The sequence below is a fragment of the Streptomyces sp. NPDC055103 genome (genome assembly GCF_053607625.1).
Window position 1 is genome coordinate 1 of sequence record NZ_JBSGTX010000121.1, and the last position, 14,029, is coordinate 14,029.

The 14,029-nt window shown below is 70.5% G+C and carries 13 protein-coding genes; 7 read left to right on the forward strand and 6 right to left on the reverse strand.

The features are described from left to right. Nucleotides 1-1,284: AfsR/SARP family transcriptional regulator (locus tag ACWFR1_RS38945; RefSeq protein WP_453560499.1), on the reverse strand; the 1,284-nt coding region annotated here is incomplete at its 3' end. A 122-nt stretch (nucleotides 1,285-1,406) separates the two neighbouring features. Between ACWFR1_RS38945 and ACWFR1_RS38950 the strand changes: the two genes are divergently transcribed. Beyond that, nucleotides 1,407-2,201, forward strand: coding sequence for a site-2 protease family protein (locus tag ACWFR1_RS38950; RefSeq protein ID WP_453560502.1), 795 nt, complete (start codon nucleotides 1,407-1,409; stop codon nucleotides 2,199-2,201). A gap of 126 nt (nucleotides 2,202-2,327) precedes the next feature. Here the strand turns inward: ACWFR1_RS38950 and ACWFR1_RS38955 are convergent, their stop codons facing one another. Together ACWFR1_RS38955 and npdG are read right to left on the reverse strand one after the other, a co-directional pair. Further along, entirely contained in the window at nucleotides 2,328-2,570 is a 243-nt protein-coding gene (locus ACWFR1_RS38955) for a hypothetical protein (protein WP_453560504.1), read from the reverse strand. 38 nt (nucleotides 2,571-2,608) lie between these two features. Then, nucleotides 2,609-3,337 (reverse strand): NADPH-dependent F420 reductase, encoded by a 729-nt coding sequence (gene npdG / locus ACWFR1_RS38960; protein WP_453560507.1) that lies wholly within the window; start codon nucleotides 3,335-3,337, stop codon nucleotides 2,609-2,611. A gap of 105 nt (nucleotides 3,338-3,442) precedes the next feature. Here npdG and ACWFR1_RS38965 point away from each other — a divergent pair, with 105 nt between their 5' ends. After that, complete coding sequence (locus ACWFR1_RS38965) at nucleotides 3,443-4,045, forward strand: hypothetical protein (protein WP_453560509.1); 603 nt, start codon at nucleotides 3,443-3,445, stop codon at nucleotides 4,043-4,045. Nucleotides 4,046-4,148: 103 nt separating this feature from the next. Beyond that, on the forward strand, nucleotides 4,149-5,456 hold the full coding sequence (locus ACWFR1_RS38970; RefSeq protein WP_453560512.1) for an MFS transporter: 1,308 nt from the start codon (nucleotides 4,149-4,151) through the stop codon (nucleotides 5,454-5,456). Nucleotides 5,457-5,491: 35 nt separating this feature from the next. On the opposite strand, the gene ACWFR1_RS38975 is transcribed toward ACWFR1_RS38970, so the two are convergent. The 3 genes from ACWFR1_RS38975 to ACWFR1_RS38985 all read right to left on the reverse strand — a co-directional run bounded on the left by ACWFR1_RS38975 (nucleotide 5,492) and on the right by ACWFR1_RS38985 (nucleotide 7,689). Next, nucleotides 5,492-5,725, reverse strand: coding sequence for a hypothetical protein (locus ACWFR1_RS38975; RefSeq protein WP_453560515.1), 234 nt, complete (start codon nucleotides 5,723-5,725; stop codon nucleotides 5,492-5,494). A 78-nt stretch (nucleotides 5,726-5,803) separates the two neighbouring features. After that, on the reverse strand, nucleotides 5,804-7,120 hold the full coding sequence (locus tag ACWFR1_RS38980; RefSeq protein WP_453560517.1) for an RNA-guided endonuclease InsQ/TnpB family protein: 1,317 nt from the start codon (nucleotides 7,118-7,120) through the stop codon (nucleotides 5,804-5,806). Next, complete coding sequence (locus ACWFR1_RS38985) at nucleotides 7,117-7,689, reverse strand: IS607 family transposase (RefSeq protein WP_453560519.1); 573 nt, start codon at nucleotides 7,687-7,689, stop codon at nucleotides 7,117-7,119. The genes ACWFR1_RS38980 and ACWFR1_RS38985 overlap by 4 nt, the downstream gene beginning before the upstream one ends. A gap of 100 nt (nucleotides 7,690-7,789) precedes the next feature. On the opposite strand from ACWFR1_RS38985, the gene map reads away from it, so the two are divergent. From map to ACWFR1_RS39005, 4 genes are all read left to right on the forward strand, one after another. Next, nucleotides 7,790-8,647, forward strand: coding sequence for a type I methionyl aminopeptidase (gene map, locus ACWFR1_RS38990; RefSeq protein ID WP_453560521.1), 858 nt, complete (start codon nucleotides 7,790-7,792; stop codon nucleotides 8,645-8,647). 114 nt (nucleotides 8,648-8,761) lie between these two features. Beyond that, a complete protein-coding gene (locus ACWFR1_RS38995; protein ID WP_453560523.1) occupies nucleotides 8,762-9,412 on the forward strand; it encodes a biliverdin-producing heme oxygenase in 651 nt (216 codons plus the stop codon). Between the two features lie 638 nt (nucleotides 9,413-10,050). Next, nucleotides 10,051-11,136, forward strand: coding sequence for a hypothetical protein (locus ACWFR1_RS39000; protein WP_453560525.1), 1,086 nt, complete (start codon nucleotides 10,051-10,053; stop codon nucleotides 11,134-11,136). Beyond that, entirely contained in the window at nucleotides 11,039-13,939 is a 2,901-nt protein-coding gene (locus ACWFR1_RS39005) for an RHS repeat-associated core domain-containing protein (protein ID WP_453560528.1), read from the forward strand. The genes ACWFR1_RS39000 and ACWFR1_RS39005 overlap by 98 nt, the downstream gene beginning before the upstream one ends. Nucleotides 13,940-14,029 lie beyond the last annotated feature (90 nt).

Here is a 14,029-nt window from a genome sequence, read left to right on the forward strand (position 1 = left end):
GCTCGTCGCCAGGACCGTCACACCGGGACAGCGGGCGAGCAGGGTCTCGGCCAGTCCGGCGGCGGCCGCGACGAGGTGCTCGCAGTTGTCGAGGAGCAGGAGCATCCGCCGTCCGGCGCAGTGCTCGACGAGCCGGTCGAGCGGGTCGTCGCCGCCGCGCAGTTCCTCGGCCCCCGCGCCGCGCAGCACGGTCTCCCGGGCGCCGACGGCCACGAGTACGGCCTCGGGGACGGCCTCCGGGTCGGTGACGGGGGCGAGCTCGGCCACCCACACGCCGTCCGGCCAGGCCTCGGCCCCGCGCTCGGCCGCCTCCTGCGAGAGCCGCGTCTTCCCGGCGCCGCCGGGCCCGAGCAGAGTGACGAGCCGGGCCGTCCGCAGGGACTCCTGAAGGGCGGTGATGTCCTCGTCCCGGCCGACGAAGCTGGTGAGCCGGGCGCGGAGGTTTCCGGGCACGGCCGGTTTCGGCGCCTCTGTCCTCGGGGTCTCCGTCCGCGCGGTCGGCGCCGGGGCGAGCAGCTCCGCGTGGAGGGCGCGCAGGGCCGGGGAGGGGTCCGTGCCGAGGCGGTTGACGAGGGCGCGGCGGACCGACTCGTACGCGGCGAGGGCCTCGGCCGCGCGGCCGGTGTCCCGCAGGGCCCTGATACGGAGGGTCTGGAGGGGCTCGTCGAGCGGGTGGGCGGCGCTGAGGGCGGTCAGCTCGGGGAGGGCGGCGGCCGCCTCGCCGAGGGCCAGGGCGGCGCCGAGCCGGGCACGGCGGGCGTCGAGGCGGCGGGCCTCCCAGCGGGCGGCCTCCGCTTCCCGGTCCGGCAGATCGGCGAGGGCGGGCCCGCGCCACAGACCGAGGGCCTCGTCGAGGAGGGCGGCGGCCCGCCCCGCGTCGACCCGCCGGGCGTCGACCCGCCCCGCGTCAGCACGCCCCGCGTCGGCCCGCCCCGCTTCTGCCGCGCCGAGCGCGGCCACGCCCTCGACGGTGAGCCGCTCGAAGCGGTGGGCGTCGACGTCCCGGGGGCGGGCGTCGAGCCGGTAGCCGCCGTCGGCCGAGATCACGGCCGTACGGCCAAGGGCCCTGCGCAGCCGTCCGACGAGGGCCTGGAGCGCGGCGACCGCGTCGGCGGGCGGCTCGTCGCCGTACCAGACCTCGTCGACGAGCTCCGTCACGGGCACGGTCCGGCCGGCCCGCAGGGCGAGGACGGTGAGCAGCGCGCGCACCCGCGGTCCGCCGACGGGCACGTCGGCGCCGTCGGGCGTGTGGGCGAGGGTCGGGCCGAGCAGGGAGTAACGCACGGACCCATTCTCCGCGAGAAGCCCGCGGCCCCGGCCCCGGCCCCGCCGCCCGGCCCGGAACTCCCGTCGGGACCCGGTACGTTTCCCGCACACCAGTCCTCCGTCCCCTGGGAGTTCCCGCGATGACCACGGCCACCAACCGGCGCCACGAACGGCGGATCAGTCCCGTCTTCCTGGCGATCCTCGCCGTCATGGCCGTCACCGGCTGGGCGGTGTGGACGGACTTCGCCGCCTCGCCCGGTGTGGCGGTGTTCCTCTTCGTCACCTCGGCGTGGGTGGTGTCGCTCTGCCTCCACGAGTACGCGCACGCCCGCACGGCCCTGCACGGCGGGGACATCACGGTCGGGGCGAAGGGCTATCTGACCCTGAACCCGCTCGCTTACACGCACGCGTGGCTGAGCATCATCCTGCCGGTGCTGTTCGTGATCATGGGCGGGATCGGTCTGCCGGGCGGGGCGGTCTTCATCGAGCAGGGCCGGGTCAAGGGGCGCTGGAAGCACAGCCTCATCTCGGCGGCCGGACCGCTGGCGAACGTCCTGTTCGCGCTGGTCTGCACGGCGCCGTTCTGGCTCGACGCGCTGGACGGCGTGCCCACGGCCTTCCGGTACGCGCTGGCGTTCCTGGCGTTCCTCCAGGTGACGGCGGCGCTCCTGAACTTCCTGCCGGTGCCGGGTCTCGACGGCTACGGGGTCGTGGAGCCCTGGCTCTCGTACAAGGTGAAGCGGCAGATCGAGCCGTACGCGCCGTACGGCTTCTTCATCGTGATCGCGCTGCTGTTCGTGCCGGCGGTCAACGACGCCTTCTTCGACGCGATCGACGCGCTGATGCAGGCCCTCGGGGTGCCGGAGGAGAACCGGTACTGCGGCTCGCAGCTGTTCCGGTTCTGGCAGGAGACGCCGGAGTTCTGCCAGGTCTGAGCCTGCTGGGCGGCGGCCGGGCCGAGGCCTGCCGTGCGGCGGCCGGGCTCAGGCCTGCTGTGCGGCGGCCGGGCTCAGGCCTGCTGTGCGGCGGCCGGGCTCAGGCCTGCTGTGCGGCGGCCGGGCTCAGGCCTGCTGTGCGGCGGCCTGCTTCTCGACCTTCGCGCGGCGGACGTAGTACCAGGCCATGTTGGAGGAGAGGCCCGCCAGGAGGATCCAGATCACGCCCAGGAAGCTGCCCTGGACGAAGGAGACGACGGCCGCGGCGACGGCCAGGGCGCAGACCACGAGGGCGTAGAGGGCGAGGCGGGGCATGGGGGACGGCTCCTGTCCGGGTACGGCTGCTGGTGCCCGTCCAGTGTCCCCCATGCCTCCCGCCCGGCCTTCCCTCGGGGCCGGGGGACGGCTCAGATGTCGGTGACCCGCAGTCCCGCGTGGGCCTTGTAGCGGCGGTTCACCGAGATCAGGTTCGCGACGAGCGACTCGACCTGGTGGGCGTTGCGCAGGCGGCCGGCGAAGACGCCGCGCATCCCGGGGATGCGGCCGGCGAGGGCCTGGACGAGCTCGACGTCGGCGCGCTCCTCGCCGAGGACCATCACGTCCGTGTCGATCTCCTCCAGGGAGGCGTCCTGGAGGAGGACCGCGGAGAGGTGGTGGAAGGCGGCCGCGACCCGGGAGTCCGGGAGGAGCGCGGCGGCCTGCTCGGCGGCGGAGCCCTCCTCGGGCTTGAGGGCGTAGGCGCCCTTCTTGTCGAAGCCGAGGGGGTTGACGCAGTCGACGACGAGCTTCCCGGCGAGCTCCTCGCGCAGGGACTCCAGGGTCTTGGCGTGCCCGTCCCACGGCACGGCGACGATCACGATGTCGCTGCGGCGGGCGCACTCGGTGTTGTCGGCGCCCTCGACGCCGAAGCCGATCTCCTCGGCGACGGCCTGCGCGCGGTCGGCGGCACGGGAGCCGAGGATCACCTTCTGGCCGGCCTTGGCGAGCCGGTAGGCGAGGCCGCGGCCCTGCTCGCCGGTGCCGCCGAGGACGCCGACGACGAGCCCGGAGACGTCGGGGAGGTCCCACGGGTCCTTGGGGGCCGGCCGGGGAGTGGTGGTGGAGGCCGTGGGGGCAGTGGAGTCGGTGGAAGTCATGGGCCGACATTACCGACCGGTCCGGTGGCAGGGGCCCGTCCCGTAGGGGTGGAACCCACCACAACCGGCCACTCCCGGGGCGCGTCTGCGGCAGGATGCCTCCTCATGGATGCCGTACGGGTCGCGTTGCTGCGGGAAGTGCTCGCCGGGACGGAGTGGCCCGGGGCGGCCCGCCGCTTCGCGGGGGCGCTCCGGTCCTCGGTCGTGCCGCACCGGGGCGGGCTGCTGCTGGTCGGCACGGAGGAGTACGAGCCCTGGCACCTGGCGGCGCACCTCGTGGACGAGTCGGCCTGGTCGGGGCTGCCGGAGCTGGCGCCCACGCTCGTGCGGCACCGGGTGCGGCCCGGTGATCCGGCGCATCTGGCGGTCGGTCTCGGCCGCCTGGAGGCGGCGGGGCGCGGGGCGACGCTGCTGATGGTGGCGCCGGAGCGGCCGGACGCGGGACTGCTCCAGCGGGTGCACGACGCCCGGCGGGCGGGGGCGACGGTGCTCTCGCTCGACGGCGGCGACGCGGAGGTGCGGGGTCTTGCCCACGAGACGCTCACGGTGGCGGAGGGCGCGGAGGTCGACCTGGACACGGTGCAGCACCTGGTGAGCGCGGCGGCCGGGGAGAACAGCCTGCCGTCGCCGCGCGGGAGCCGCCGCTTCCGGGACCGGCTCTCGGACCTCGCCGACCGTCTGACGGCGCCGCCGCCGGCCCGCTGGTAGGGCAGGCGGGAGGGGCGGGAAGGGGTCCGCTCCTGGGCTCGGCGGCCCGCTGACCGGCATATTCGGTTGCCTCGGGCGTCCTCCGGCCGGAACATGACCCCTCGTGTCCTCCCCCACGTCCAAGCTCTCCGCCCTCCTCCCGGATCTGGCGCCCTGGCGCGCGTCGCGCGACTTCCGGCTCCTCTGGAGCCAGGGGCTCGTGACGTACTTCGCCAGTGCGATGGCGATGATCGCCCTGCCGCTCCAGATCAAGGAGCTGACGAACTCGCCGCTCGCCGTCGGTGCGATGGGCGCGGTCGAGCTGGTGCCGCTGATCGTCTTCGGGCTGTACGGCGGCGCCCTCGCCGACGCGGTCGACCGGCGGAAGGTGATCGTGGGGACGGAGGCGGGGCTCGGTGTGCTCGCCCTGCTCCTGCTGCTCAACGCGCTGCTGCCGGAGCCGATGCTGTGGCCGCTGTACGTGGTCGCCGCCGGGGTCTCCGCGCTCGCGGGGCTCCAGCGGCCGGCGCTCGACTCGCTGCTCGCCCGGATCGTGCCGCACGAGCACCAGACGGCCGCGGCCGCCCTGAACTCGCTGCGCTGGCAGATCGGCTCCATCGCGGGCCCGTCGATCGCGGGACTCGTCGTCGCGCTGGCGGGTCACGCCCCGGCGTACGCGGTGACGATCGTCGGCTTCGCCGCCTCGGTGCTGATGTGCCGCCGGCTCTCCCCCGCGCCGCCCGCGCACGACGCGGAGAAGCCCTCGCTGCGGGGCATCGCGGAGGGCGCGCGGTACGCCTGGTCGCGGCCGGTGCTGCTCGGCACGTACGCGATCGATCTCGCGGCGATGTTCTTCGCCTTCCCGAACACGATCTTCCCGTTCCTCGCGGACGAGCTGGACGCGGACTGGTCCCTCGGCCTGATGTACGCGGCGGGCTCGGTCGGCTCGCTGGTGCTCGGTCTGACCAGCGGCTGGACGTCGAAGGTGCGGCGGCACGGGCTGCTCGTGGTCGGGGGCGCGGCCGGCTGGGGCCTGGCGATCGCGGCGGCCGGCTGGTTCGGGAACGTCTGGCTCGTGCTGCTCTGCCTGGCCTTCGCGGGCGCCGGCGACATGCTGAGCGGACTCGGCCGGGCCACGATCTGGAACCAGACGATCCCGGAGGAGCTGCGCGGGCGGCTCGCCGGCATCGAGGTGCTCTCCTACAGCGTCGGCCCGCAGCTGGGCCAGGTCCGGGCGGGCGTGATGGCCGGGTGGACCGGCACCAGGGCGGCCGTCTGGTCGGGCGGCGTGGCCTGTGTCGCCTCGGTGGGGCTGCTCTGTCTGGCGCTGCCGAAGCTGCTCACGTACGACGCGGACACGGACGAGGACTCGCTGCGCCGCAAGGCCCAGCAGGAGGCCGTCGCGGCCCAGGAGGGGGCCGGGGCCGTCTGAACGGTCCCGACCCCCTCCTGAGGTCACGCCCAGGCCTAAGCCTGGGGGTCGCCGTCCGGGCGTCCGCCCTCGTGCCAGCGCGGGTCGGTCTCCCACTCCAGGTTCCGCTCGCGGGCGGTCTCCATGGCGTGGGAGGCCTCCTCACGGCTGGCGTACGGGCCGAATCGGTTCTTCGCCGGGCACTCGGGACCCTCCTCGACCTTCTTGTGCTGCAGGCAGTAGTACCACTCGCCCGGTTTGCCCACGGTGCGCTTCTTGAACAGGGCCATCGTCGTCGGCTCCTTCCTCCGAGACCATGCTGCCGTTGCATGAATTCCAGTGATTCTTACACCGAGACTCTTCCTGCTTCATCGACCGCTGCCAACTCCGAAGAGCAAGGTCTTACGTGGTCTCCACGAGGCGTTTATTCTCTCCGGGGAACTTCCCGGCGAGGGCTTCCGGTGAAGCTGTGCGGTCGGCGAGCATCGCGTCGAGCAGGTTCCCGGCCGCCTTCTCGTCCCGGTCGTGGACTGTGCACCGCAGCCGGGGCACACCCACGTTCGGTCGGCCAGAGCCAGGGAGCGGTTGATCCGACCGCAGTCTCTGCACCTCTTGGAGGAAGGGAACCAGCGGTCGGCTTTCCAGATGCGGGAGCCGTACCAATCGGCCTTGTAGTCGAGCTGGCGGACGAACTCACCGAACCCGGCATCGCTGATGGTGCGGGCCAGCCTGCGATTTTTGACCATTCCCCGGATGCTCAGGGTCTCCACGGCGATGGCGGACTTGGTTCTCGTCAGCCTGGTGGTGGTCTTGTGCAGAAAGTCCCGGCGCCGGTCAGCGACCCGAAGGTGCAGTCGGCCGACACGCCGCCGGGCCTTGGCCCGGTTCTTCGAGTGCTCGCTCGAACGGGCCAGCTTGCGGTTCGCCCGTCCGAGTGCGCGCTGTGCTGCTTCCAGCGGCTTGGGTGCATGGATCTCCTCGGTGGTGCCATCCGCGTTCTTGACGACGGCGAAGGTCTTCAAGCCGAGATCGATGCCACAGGCGGGAGCATCGGCGTCCGTCTGGCGGCGCTTGTTGATGTCGTCCCGGCCGATTTCGACCTGGAAGGAGATCCACCAGCGTCCGGCCTGCTCGCGGACGGTGGCGCCGAGTACGCGGCCCTGGCCGGTGGCCATGCGGTCAGTGAGCCACGACATGTCTTCACGCACGGCGACGTCCCCGATCGCGGGCAGGCGCACGGTCCGCGCATCCAGCGGCTTGGCTCGGTCGGCGTCGTACCGGAAGCGGGAGCCGTGCTTACGCTTGCGCCACTTCGGGAATCCCATCCGGGCACCACGGCGCTCGCCCTTTTTCGACTTGAGATAGTTGGAAAACCCGACGGCTCGTACCCTGCACGCTTCCTTCGGCACGCGGGATGACATTTTCCCCTCGGAGAACCACGGGTACCGCTCAGCGTGCGCAGCGCGCCACTCCTTCTCCAGCGCCGGGGCCGACCACGGCACCTTGGTGAGGTCGCACCCTGTGATGCCGTAAGACTCCTCAGCCTTGCGCTGCGCCCACTTCTTCCGCACGGTCTCCAGACAGAAGTTCTCCACCACTCGCGAAAGGCCGCAGTGGCCGCCCATAGCGACCACCTGCTCGTCCGTAGGGGCGAGTTCGAAGCGAAGACCCTGTCTGTGGCTCACGCGTCGCCCTCCGCCGCTGCGGCGAGGGCCTTCTTCACCCGGTCGCGGGCGGTGCGCCTGCCATACAGGCGAACACAAAACGCCGTGAGCGCGTCGGCCATGTCGCGGACCAGATCGTCTTGCCTTTCCCCTTCATCCACGACGCGCACGGTGCGGCCCTGCGCCGACAGTGCCGCCTCGATGTACTCCACCCCGAACCGAGCGAGCCGGTCCCGGCGTTCCACCACGATCGCGGACACGTCCGGGTCGGCGAGGAGGCGCTTCAGCTTCGGCCGGGCACCCTTCAGATCTGATCCGACCTCGCAGACCACGCGAGCGACTGCCAGCTTGTTGCCGGTGGCCCACTCGGTCAGCCGGGCGACCTGCCGGTCAAGATCAAGCTTCTGGTCGGCGGAGGCAACACAGGCGTACAGGGCGACGTCTCCGGCAGTTCGATCACCCCCGGCAAGGACAAGATACCGACCAGTCGGCGTCTTCATTACCGGTACAGGCATCTTGCCCTCGCGCGCCCACTTCCAGGCGGTCTGATAGTGAACGCCCTGGAGGCGTGCCCAATCACTGAGTCGCATGCGAAGAACGTAACAAAGAGAAGCTGAGAAAAACTGAGAAACACTGATGAACTCTGCCGCCCACGCCGCAACCCCAGACGCGGTCGTTAGACTCGCTGACATGTCTGGCCAGTCGCTTCTCGTTCCGGGGGAGCTCTCCCCCCACCGCTCCGTCCCGGGTTCCATCCGCCGCCCCGAGTACGTCGGGAAGCCCGCCCCGGCCCCGTACAGCGGGCCCGAGGTGCAGGATTCCGACACCATCGAGCGGATGCGGATCGCCGGCCGCATCGCCGCGCAGGCGATGGAGGAGGCCGCCAAGCACATCGCTCCGGGTGTCACCACCGACGAACTCGACCGGGTCGCACACGAGTACATGTGCGACCACGGCGCCTATCCCTCGACCCTCGGCTACCGCGGCTTCCCGAAGTCGCTCTGCGCCTCGGTCAACGAGGTCATCTGCCACGGCATCCCGGACTCCACGGTGCTGCGGGACGGCGACATCGTGAACCTGGACGTCACGGCGTACATCAACGGCGTCCACGGCGACAACAACGCCACCTACCTCTGCGGCGACGTCGACGAGGAGTCGCGCCTCCTCGTCGAGCGGACTCGGGAGTCCCTGAACCGGGCCATCAAGGCCGTCCGGCCGGGCCGCCAGATCAACATCATCGGGCGGGTCATCGAGTCGTACGCCAAGCGCTTCGGCTACGGGGTCGTCCGGGACTTCACCGGGCACGGCATCAACTCGTCGTTCCACTCCGGCCTGATCGTCCCGCACTACGACTCGCCCCACCACACCACCGAGATCAAGACCGGCATGACCTTCACCATCGAGCCGATGCTGACGCTGGGCACCCACGACTACGACATGTGGGACGACGGCTGGACCGTGGTCACCAAGGACCGCAAGCGGACGGCCCAGTTCGAGCACACGCTCGTCGTGACGGAGAACGGGGCCGAGATCCTGACGTTGCCCTGACCCTTCGAACGGGTACGTCTTTACCGACAGGACGTCGGGAACCAGTTGACTTAGGTATGCCTAACTTGGCAGGATCGGCACTGGTTCCCGTCCCATCGGTCCCGGAGGCACGCTTTGGACACGCCCTTCTCCACGCTCATCCGTACGGCTTCGCACGAGCAGCACACGGAGGCGGAGACGTCGTCCTTCATGGGCGACCTCCTGGGCGGACGCCTGGCCGTCGACGCCTACGCCCGCTACACGGAGCAGCTGTGGTTCGTGTACCGCGCCCTGGAGGACGGCGCGGAGGCGCTGCGCGACGACCCGGTCGCCGGGCCGTTCATACAGACCGAGCTGTTCCGCACGGCCGCCCTCGAGCAGGACCTCGCCCATCTGCGGGGCCCCGACTGGCGCGCCGGGGTGTCCCCGCTGCCCGCCACCGTCGCGTACGCCGAGCGGGTCGCCGAGTGCGCCCGTGACTGGCCCGCCGGTTACGTGGCCCACCACTACACGCGCTACCTGGGCGACCTGTCGGGCGGCCAGATCATCCGCGACAAGGCGGAGCGGACCTGGGGCTTCACGCGCAAGGGCGACGGCGTGCGGTTCTACGTCTTCGAGGAGATCGGCAACCCGGCCGCGTTCAAGCGGTCCTACCGGGAGCTGCTCGACGGGGTGAACGCCGACGACCTGGAGAAGCAGCGGATCGTCGACGAGTGCAAGCGCGCCTTCGACTTCAACAGCGCGGTCTTCCACCAGCTGGGGGGCGAGTTCCCGCTCAGCGCCTGAGCGGGAAGCTGCCGCAGCAGCCACGGCCACACACCGACAAGGGCAGCCTTCCGCTGCCCTTGTCGCGTTTCACCGAAACCCACGGAATCACGCACGAGAAATTCCCTCGCGTCCGCCATTCGACCGCCAAAAACTCCGGAGGCACCCCCACGCGTCACGACGCCCCCTGCCCCCCACCTGCACTTTCATGTCGATCTGAACCCTTAAACCACATTCCCCAGCAAGATCATGATTGACCTCCCTTCAGTCACACATGCCCGATCAGAGTCACCGAATCAGGTCGAGCGGCTGTTAACCTGCGCCTGAATTGTGTTGATCATTCATGAGGGGTGGGGCGTGAAACGCTTTAGCAAGCGAACTCGCGGCGTCGGCCGTCTTCGGACGCGCCGTCCGCTCCGGCGGTCACCTCGTACTCCTACCTCGACGGAGCCGCCTGGGCCAAGAACGAGAGCGAGTTCACCAAGGCGGAGGAGCGGACCTACTCGGTCGCCCGCGGCTACGAGCGGGTCCAGACCCGTACGGGCGCGGCCGACGACCCCCGCACCCTGACCGAGGCCCGCTACTTCCGTGGCATCGACGGCGCGGTCGTCAAGGACTCCGCGGGCGTCGGGGAAACCGACCGCCCCGAGTTCGCGGGCATGGTCCGCGAGAACCTGACGTACAACGGCGACGACACGTCGAAACCGGTGACGTCGACCTCCTACGCCCCGTGGCGCTCGGCCGCGGTGGCCACCCGCGTCCGGGCCGGTCTGCCGGCGCTGGTGTCCTACCGGACGGGCGTCGAGAGCGAGACCGCCCGTACGGCCGTCACCGGCGGCACCCGTACCACCGAGCTGACGCGCACCTTCGACAGCTACGGCATGATCGCCACCGAGTCGTTCACCGGCGACAAGGTCAAGCCCGGCGACGAGCAGTGCACCACCAAGAGCTACGCCCGCAACACCGGGAAGGGCATCCTTGACCGGGTCAGCCGGGTCGAGACCGTGGCCGTCGCCTGTGGGGCGACCGTCTCCCGGCCCGGTGACGTCATTAACGACGTCCGGACCTACTACGACGGCGGAGCCCTCGGCACCCTGCCGGGAGCCGGTCTGATCACGAAGACGGACCGGATCAACGGCAAGGGCGACGGCTACGACGTCGTCAACAGCGTCCCGAGCATCTGCGGAACGGACGGCCTGCAGCTCTGCTACGACGTTCACGGCCGGCAGACCGCCGCCGCCGACGCCTACGGCAACGTGACCCGGACCGCCTACTCGCCCGCCTCCGGGAGGCGGGCGACCACGGTGACCATCACCAACCCCAAGGGCCACACCGAGACCTCGGTGATGGACCCCCTGCGGGGTCAGCCCACACAGGTCACCGACGCCAACAACAGGGTGACGTCCTCCGCGTACGACGCTCTCGGCCGGGTGACCGGGGTCTGGCTTCCGACCCGTGCGGCCGCGACCTACCCGGACTCCCCGAACCACGTGTTCGAGTACACGGTCCGCAAGGACGGCCCCGTAGTCACGGCCACGAAGACCCTCGGCCACGACTCCACCTACCGTACGGGCCTACGCCTTCTCGGACGGCCTGCTGCGGCCCCGCCAGACGCAGGAGCCGTCGCCGGACGGCGCCGGACGGCTGATGACGGAGACGTTCTACGACACGCGCGGCCTTGCCTGGCGTTCCTCCGGCCGGTTCTTCGCGACCGGCGCCGCGGAGCCGGTACTGGCCACGGGTGAGGCGCTGAACTACCCGGCGTCCACGGACACCGAGTACGACGGCGCGGGCCGGGTCACCGCCGTGATCTCGAAGCGGTTCGGCGACGAGACCAAGCGCGTCACCACCTCCTACACCGGTGACACCACCACGGTGGTCCCGCCCCGAGGAGGCACCGCCACGACGACCGAGGTCGACGCCCTCGGACGCACCGTCGCACACAAGCAGTACACGACCACGGACCTGTCGGCCGGGCAGACCTCCACGTACACCTACGACAAGCGCGGCCGCGTCGCCACGACGGTCGACCCCTCGGGCGCGACGTGGACGTACACCTACGACGCCCGGGGGCGGCTGAGCCAGCTCGACGACCCGGACAAGGGCACCTCGAAGTACACCTACGACCAGGGCGACCAGGTGACGGCCATCACCGACGGCCGTCTGATCACCCTGAACACCACATACGACGCGCTGGGCCGTCCGACCGCCCTCAAGAAGGGCACGACGCTCCTCGCGGAGTGGACCTACGACACCGCCACCAGCGGCAAGGGCCGGCCCGCCAAGTCGGTCCGCTGGGTCAACGGCCAGGCGTACGAGTCCGCCACCACCTCCTACAACGCCTTCTACCAGCCGGTCCTCCAGCAGGTGACCATCCCGTCCGTCACGGGCCAGACGGCACTGGCGGGCGCCTACAAGTGGACCAACTCCTACAACGCCAACACCGGGCAGATCATGTGGGTGATGCAGCCCGCCGCCGGCGGGCTGCCCGCGGAGAAGCTGGCCAACTCCTACACGGCGGGCGCCGGACTGCTGAAGACCGTCGGTGCCGGCGCCTACCAGCTCATCTCCGCGAACACGTACGACCACTACGGCCGGAACGTCAAGCAGGAGTACGGGGCCTTCGGCCAGCACCTCTGGGCCTCCAGGCAGTTCGACGAGCACACCGGACAGCTCACCCGCTCCTACCTCGACCGGGAGGTGGCACCCCAGCGCATCGAGGACGTGAAGTACTCCTACGACCCCTCCGGCGCCGTCACCTCCATCGCCTCCGCCTACGGCCAGGACGCCGCACGCACCACCGACACCCAGTGCTTCACGACGGACGCGCTGCGCCGCATCACCGAGGCATGGACCAACACCGGTGAGACCTGCGCCGCGGCTCCCTCGACCTCGGTCGTCGGCGGCCAGGACGCCTACTGGACCTCGTACACCTACGACGCCGCCGGCAACCGCAAGACCGAGACCGACCACAAGACGGCCTCAGGCCCCACCGCGGACACCCTGCGCACCTACGCCGCCCCGACCGCCGGCAAGCACAACCTGCCCAAGGTCACCCAGACCGGCACCGACCCGCACGAGGAGACCTTCACCTACGACGGCTCGGGCAACACCGAGACCCGCAAGATCGGCGCCGCCGCGCTGCAGACCCTGGTCTGGAACGACGAGGGCCGGCTCGCGTCGGTCGTCCAGGGCACCAGGACCAGCAGCTACGTCTACGACGCCGAGGGCGCCCGGCTCCTGCGTACGGACTCGACGGGCACCACGCTCTACCTGCCCGGCGGCAACGAGCTCAAGCTCGACAAGACCACCGGCACCGTCACCGGCACCCGCTACTACAGCGTCGACGGCCAGACCGTCGCGATGCGCAGCGCCGGCAAGCTCACCTTCGTCTTCAACGACCACCACGGCACCGGCTCCACCCAGGTCTCGGCCGACGCCGTCCAGACCGTCGTCCGGCGCAAGACGGGCCTCTTCGGCGAGACCCGCGGCACCCAGCCGACCGCCTGGCGCGGCGACAAGGGCTTCGTCGGCGGCACCAAGGACGCCGACACCGGCCTCACCCACCTCGGCGCCCGCGAGTACGACCCGACCATCGGCCGCTTCGTCTCCGTCGACCCGGTCATGGACCTCGCCGACCCGCAGCAGACCCACGGGTACACGTACTCCAACAACAACCCCGTCACGCTCTCGGACCCGACCGGCCGCAAGCCGGCCGAATGCGCCGAATTCGGGGTGACGTGCCGGTACAGCACCACGACCGGCTGGGACGTCGGCGGTCAGGACTACACGGACGATCCATACGAGAAGACACTCACCTACGCCACCCAGGACCAGGCGCAGCGGCAGGAGCGGACCAACGCGAAGCTCGCGCACAAGCAGCGGGAGCGGCGCTTCTTCGAGATCTGGGTGCTGGAGAAGCACGAGTACGGCGAGGTCCTGGACAGGTACCGCGACGCGATGGAGTTGGGCTGCCGGGGCGCCGGCCGGGAGAGGATGGGCTGCAAGTGGAATAGCTACACCGAGGAGAACGGCATCGAGTTCTTCGGTTACGAGCTGCGCGACGGATGGGACGATCACGTCAAGGACGTCCTGAGCCGGATCGACGAGTCCTGGACTTTCGCCGACGCGACTCAGCCGAACCTCAAGAACAAGAACGTCCCGCTCGCGTTCAAGGACCATGAGTTCGAAATCGCGTGGAAGCTCGCCAAGGAGGGGCACAACGTGGTCGCCCGAGGCGATTCCCGGAACAAGTCGAACTGGGCACCCGGCGGGATCGGGTCGTTCGACGCCTGGGTCGACGGAATCCGTACCAAGTTCAAGGACGTGTCGCCACAGGGCAAGAACGCACGGAACTCCATTGCCAAGGAGATCCAGAGCGGCTGGAAACAGGGCGCCGACGCCGTGATCGTCCGCCTTCGTGATCACGACGAGGGAATGGCGAGATCCGCGATCAACCAGGTGCGGAGTTCGACCCAGAAGCCCGTCGGCCTCACCAGTATCCGCATCATCGGTGACGACTACGACATCACCGAGAACCTCCGCTAGGTGTATTGCCCCGGGAGGTTGTGGACGGGTGATGCAGGTCTCGGCTGAGACTGCTTGAACGGGTGAGGGCCTTCCGGGTTCGGTGTGGAT

What these genes read in the sequence shown, in the direction of transcription:
- ACWFR1_RS38955 (WP_453560504.1), bottom strand. Translation starts at nt 2,570, where the DNA reads ATGGGGGACACTGGACGGGCACCAGCAGCCGTACCCGGACAGGAGCCG.
- ACWFR1_RS38950 (WP_453560502.1), top strand. Translation starts at nt 1,407, where the DNA reads ATGACCACGGCCACCAACCGGCGCCACGAACGGCGGATCAGTCCCGTC.
- ACWFR1_RS39000 (WP_453560525.1), top strand. Translation starts at nt 10,051, where the DNA reads ATGGTCCGCGAGAACCTGACGTACAACGGCGACGACACGTCGAAACCG.
- ACWFR1_RS38975 (WP_453560515.1), bottom strand. Translation starts at nt 5,725, where the DNA reads ATGGCCCTGTTCAAGAAGCGCACCGTGGGCAAACCGGGCGAGTGGTAC.
- ACWFR1_RS39005 (WP_453560528.1), top strand. Translation starts at nt 11,039, where the DNA reads ATGACGGAGACGTTCTACGACACGCGCGGCCTTGCCTGGCGTTCCTCC.
- ACWFR1_RS38985 (WP_453560519.1), bottom strand. Translation starts at nt 7,689, where the DNA reads ATGCGACTCAGTGATTGGGCACGCCTCCAGGGCGTTCACTATCAGACC.
- ACWFR1_RS38965 (WP_453560509.1), top strand. Translation starts at nt 3,443, where the DNA reads ATGGATGCCGTACGGGTCGCGTTGCTGCGGGAAGTGCTCGCCGGGACG.
- map (WP_453560521.1), top strand. Translation starts at nt 7,790, where the DNA reads ATGTCTGGCCAGTCGCTTCTCGTTCCGGGGGAGCTCTCCCCCCACCGC.
- npdG (WP_453560507.1), bottom strand. Translation starts at nt 3,337, where the DNA reads ATGACTTCCACCGACTCCACTGCCCCCACGGCCTCCACCACCACTCCC.